This is a genomic window from Pseudoalteromonas sp. SG43-5 (assembly GCF_014164345.1).
GTDB lineage: Bacteria > Pseudomonadota > Gammaproteobacteria > Enterobacterales > Alteromonadaceae > Pseudoalteromonas > Pseudoalteromonas distincta.
This window is the reverse complement of the sequence record NZ_JACJFA010000040.1, coordinates 1-4930: the sequence shown is the minus strand read 5'-3', so window position 1 is coordinate 4930 and position 4930 is coordinate 1. Positions and strand designations below refer to the sequence as shown.

Genomic DNA, 4930 nt, shown 5'->3' with positions numbered 1-4930 from the left:
AAAGAACCCAAAGGGCAGCGCATGTTTGGTATTTATGCTGCGTTATCGCCTATTCATGGGGAATAACCACACTACATAGGCTCCGCCTTGCCTAAAAACCAAACATACTGCTGCAAATTCACCCAGCAAAGATCAACACGCCCTAGTAAAAGTTAACTGTATATATAGACAGTGCTTGTTGTTTTGTCCAATATTACTGATCTCCACCATTTCGTGTATTTGTGCATTGATTAAAAATAATTTCCAGTTAACTAATTGTTTACAGGTGTTTATTTGATGGTTAAGATAAATGCATTGTAATATATGGACATTTGTCGGTTTATAAAACGACAAATGTCGTAGACAAAGTTGTTATGTGTAAGGATACATTTTGGCTTTAATTAACATCCCTTATGTCGCCCAACCAAAGAAATCTCCGAAATGCGGGGTAGCATGTTTGGCCATGCTGATTAAGTACTATTCAAATCAGAAGGTCGATTTAGACAAAATATGGAGCAACGTTAGAGATATTAGTCCTGAGCTAAATCGAGAATACTGTAAAACGTATAAACTCGGTGCATACTTAAACTCTATCGGAATTAAATGCTCTATTGTTAGATACACTGATTTGAGTGAGTTTTTGTCGTTGTGTTTAGATAGTAAAATTGCTCCAGTAGTTAACCATTTATCCTTTGAAAACAAAATTGGCGGGCATTTTTCTGTCGTTAAAAACTTTGTTGATAGTCGAGTAATTTTAAACGATCCTGAAAATAGGAAGCGTAATAGTGTTTCATTAAAAGAACTTGATGCATCTGCGACTAAGACAGCTAATAAGAACCAAGAGATTGGCGGAAATACAGCCTTGGTTGTAACAGAACATTTAAGTGTAAGTACATCACGGCATTGTCCTAATTGCGGTTCATCAATCGATACATCTTTTTCAGAACTAGCAAATAGTAATGGGAAGGTGATAAGTGCAGAGCTTTGCTTGTCTTGCGATAGATTTAGCTCAAGTGAAAACACATAACAAACCGCTGTAGACGCAAGCGGAGCTTGCTGGGACAAAAAAACAGAAATAACAGTGACACCCATCAAAATAACAGTGACACCCATCGTTAATTGTTAAGACATCAAATTATAACGAATTATTTAAAATACTCGTACGTATCAATTTTGTTAAACCTAGGTTCAGTTATTATCAATATGATTATTACCTGAAATTAATCCAGTGCTCGCACTACTAATTAAATTATGGAGATCCCCATGAGTAAGCAGATAGATAAAGCAATGCCACAAGCAGAATTCATCGCGCAGGACTACCAAGGCTCAGGAAAGTTGAAGGACAAAACAATATTAATAAGCGGCGGTGATAGTGGCATTGGCCGTGCGGTGGCATTGCATGCGGCCCGTGAAGGCGCGAAGATAGCTTTTATATACCATACTGATGCTGACGCTGCAGAGCACACCCGCAAAGCAATAGAATCCGAAGGGGCAGAGGTTTTGGTTATACAGGGAAATGTTGGTAAAAGTTCAAACTGTGATGCGGCGGTGGCTAAAGTGATTGATCATTGGGGTGAGTTGCATGTTTTGGTTAATAACGCTGGTTTTCAAAAGCCATTTGATAGCTTAACTGATATTAGTGATGAGCAATGGGCAGCCCATTTTGATGTCAATATGCACGGTATGTTCTATCTGGCGCGAGCCGCGCTGCCACATCTAAATGAAGGTGCTAGCATCATCAATACCACGTCTGTCAATGCATTTGCTGGTAATAAGCATTTGGTGCCTTACACAGCGACCAAAGGAGCCATCAACGGATTTACCCGTGCACTTGCGTTGCAATTAGCACAGAAAGGTATCCGTGTTAATGAGGTCGCACCTGGCCCTGTAGTGACTGAAATTCAGCTAACTTTCAAAGGATATGACGACGATATTATAAAAGACATGGATAAGGTCACTCCAATGCAGCGAATGGGACAACCACGTGAAATGGCTGCCGCATTTGTTTATTTAGCATGTCAAGATAGCTCTTTCGTTACCGGCCAAACTATTCACGTCAATGGTGGCATGATTATCAATGGTTAAGACTTTTGTTATGAAACAAATAAACAAAGATACTTGGTATAAACGCAGTACTCATAGGAATTGGTTGAGCAATCAAGGCCAGCATTTGCTTGAGCATTATAAAAAAGCGAAAGTAAGCGGAGGTTTTGGCACGCTGAATGATAAAGGGCAATTGACTGGCCACTCGGCTGTCACTATCGTTACCGCTAGAATGGTTCATTGCTATAGTCTTGCCTCATTACTGGGTGTTCCTGGCGCGAGCCAATTAGTCGATCACGGCTTGCAAGCACTGCTAGATGGGGCATTGAGAGACCATGAGCAGGGTGGTTGGTTTGAGGATGAAGGCCACAAAGGCATTAAACAGGCATATGTTCATGCTTTTGTGGCGCTCGCCGCGGCGAGCGCAAGTATGGCCGAGCGACCTCGCTCACAGGAACTGCTTGATGCTATCGTTGCGATTATTAATCAGCATTTCTGGGTTGAGGCTGAAGGCGTAATGGCCCCAAGTTTCGATGAGAAATGGAATGAAAGCGAGTGCTATCGTGGTGCTAATGCCAATATGCATACAACTGAGGCCTTCCTAGCATTGTTTGATGCGACAGGTGAAGAAATATGGCTAAATCGGGCTATGGGGCTGGTAGAGCGCTTCGGCCATGACATTGCTAGCTCGTATGATTACCGTTTACCTGAGCATTTTGATACTAACTGGCAGATATTGACGGATTACAACGCAAATAAACCCACAGATGATTTACGTCCGTGGGGGCTAACCCCTGGTCATTTTGCAGAGTGGGGTGGATTGTTGTTGAAAGTTGAGGCTGGACTTGTTGCTAGCGGGCAAGCAGCACCAGATTGGTTGTTAGAAGATGCAATAAGACTATTAGATAGTGCCATGCACTATGGTTGGAATGCCGATGGTAAGCAGGGAATGGTTTATACAATTGGATGGGACAATCAAGTTTCGGTTGCCAATAGGCCTTGGTGGGTTCAGGCGGAGGCTGCTAATACAGCATACCTATTGATCAGACGCACAGATGACATGAGGTTTGAGGCAATATATCGCGAAGTCTGGGATTATATTGCCAGCATGATAATTGACTCGGAAAAGGGTGGTTGGCTTCCTGAGGTTGACAACGATGGACAGCGAACCGAAAAGGTTTACCCACTTCGCGAAGATCTTTACCATGCATTTCAAGCAACCTTAACGCCGCTGCTGCCAATCAGCGCATCCCTTGCTGGCGGGTTGAGAAACCACAACCTATAAGTTTTGGAAAGTCATTACACAATAAAGCAAGGTGTGGTTAGATTGTCTTTTAACCACGCTTTAGCTGTAATAGATTGTAATTATTTTTTTAATCTAAAAATCTAGAGTTTTTTAAACTGTTATTAACAATTATCAATGAGATAAACACTTGTAGAGTGCCTTCTACTTTAACTGGGGGGCATCTACTTTATTTTCGGTTTTTTAAATAATGGCTGTTTTGTGGCTATAAGTACTACTTTTAAGCGAGTGGAAAGCATTGAAAAGGCATATTCATTACTAAATTTACAATATCTTCTATACCGCTCCAATGAAAAAATAAGTATAAATAATGTGTTAGTAAAACATTTTATGTAGTGATGATAAATACATAGTAAAAAATTTAATTAACGTCGTGAGTTATTATTTGAGGCGAGAATGTTTTTAGGTAGTATATTTACCATAAAAATTGCAACGTAAGCATATGAGTCGCCTCTATCATTTGTTGTGAAGCGTTAATAGGCATAACACTTACTTGGTCTTAACGGTTATCAACTATATAAAGACACATTCTAGTTGGCGTTACCTAAATTCACAGAAGATAAGTGATCTCTTTTTCAATAAACTTGTTATTACTTATATATTTAATTTAAGGGCTAATATGTTAACTAAAGAGAATACTGGGCTTATTGTTGTTGATATTCAAGGCAAGCTCGCGCGTTTAGTTCATGAAAGTGATGTTTTAATATCTAACTGTGAAAAGTTAATTAAAGGAGCTCAAGCATTATCGCTGCCAATTATTTATCTTGAACAAAATCCTGATGAATAATTAGGCTGACACCCATTCTAATTATTACGAAAAAAGCCAACGAAAACAGTATGAAGTTTTCATTGTTATATAATGAATCACGAAAAAAAGCTGAGCCATGTAGGCATAATGAAAGCAAAAATAGATAGCCGAATCGGAAGACAATAGCTGTTTATTAAATAATGGCAAACGACTCGGCTGTATAGAACCGGCTTTCCTTTAAGTAAAAAGCGAAATATTATCGTGAATAAAGGGATGAACAAACTGACCTTACGAGGTCAGATGAAAATGAATGCCTTTACTTTATTGTGTGGAAACTGTATTGCCTTGTTCATAAAATACAGTTGCAAAAGACGATGCATTGAGAAAGGGAGGCCCTTTTACCCTAAATTAAAGCTACTCAACCAGCCGCAACCCTTTCCAAAACGCCAATTAAAACAACACCAAATTCCCACTTTATATTCTGCATAAAATACAGTAATCGATTGAACCAAAATAGGAACTCAGCTATGGTTTGTTTATCAATAAAAATAAATAAAAAACGAGTTAATCTACAGACTCGTTAGGTTGCACATGAAGAATGTGGGCTATTCTACTCAAAATAAGGATTTTTTATGAGTTTATTTAAATTAGTTAGTTTATTGATCAAGTTTAGTTGTTTGTTCTTGCTTTTAAGTGCACCAAAATATCTTCACGCTGAAGATAAAGCCTACCCTCAATTTAGCGGTTATTCACCTAAATCTAAGTTAACAATAAACTTTGAACCTGTGAACATATTATTAGAATCGAATGTTCTTGATATGGGGCCATCCAGAAGAATAAATGCTAAACTTGACAAA

The 4930-nt window shown here is 39.0% G+C and carries 3 protein-coding genes and 2 pseudogenes; all 5 read left to right on the top strand.

Features of this window, described 5'->3' with window-relative positions; genetic code table 11:
- The first annotated feature begins 370 nt into the window (after positions 1-370).
- The gene (locus H5161_RS19865; RefSeq protein WP_182769920.1) at positions 371-1006 is read left to right on the top strand and encodes a cysteine peptidase family C39 domain-containing protein; all 636 of its coding nucleotides are present in this window, start codon (positions 371-373) and stop codon (positions 1004-1006) included.
- A gap of 236 nt (positions 1007-1242) precedes the next feature.
- Complete coding sequence (locus H5161_RS19860; protein WP_220488809.1) at positions 1243-2064, top strand: SDR family oxidoreductase; 822 nt, start codon at positions 1243-1245, stop codon at positions 2062-2064.
- Positions 2065-2074: 10 nt separating this feature from the next.
- The gene (locus H5161_RS19855) at positions 2075-3307 is read left to right on the top strand and encodes an AGE family epimerase/isomerase (protein ID WP_182736122.1); all 1233 of its coding nucleotides are present in this window, start codon (positions 2075-2077) and stop codon (positions 3305-3307) included.
- 637 nt (positions 3308-3944) lie between these two features.
- Positions 3945-4109: pseudogene (locus H5161_RS19850) on the top strand (isochorismatase family protein); the annotation flags it as partial.
- Between the two features lie 596 nt (positions 4110-4705).
- A pseudogene (locus H5161_RS20010) lies at positions 4706-4930 on the top strand (hypothetical protein); the annotation flags it as partial.

Bases quoted from the DNA above. Each gene is read 5' to 3' on its own strand.
- H5161_RS19860 (WP_220488809.1), top strand. From the start codon at position 1,243: ATGAGTAAGCAGATAGATAAAGCAATGCCACAAGCAGAATTCATCGCG.
- H5161_RS19855 (WP_182736122.1), top strand. From the start codon at position 2,075: ATGAAACAAATAAACAAAGATACTTGGTATAAACGCAGTACTCATAGG.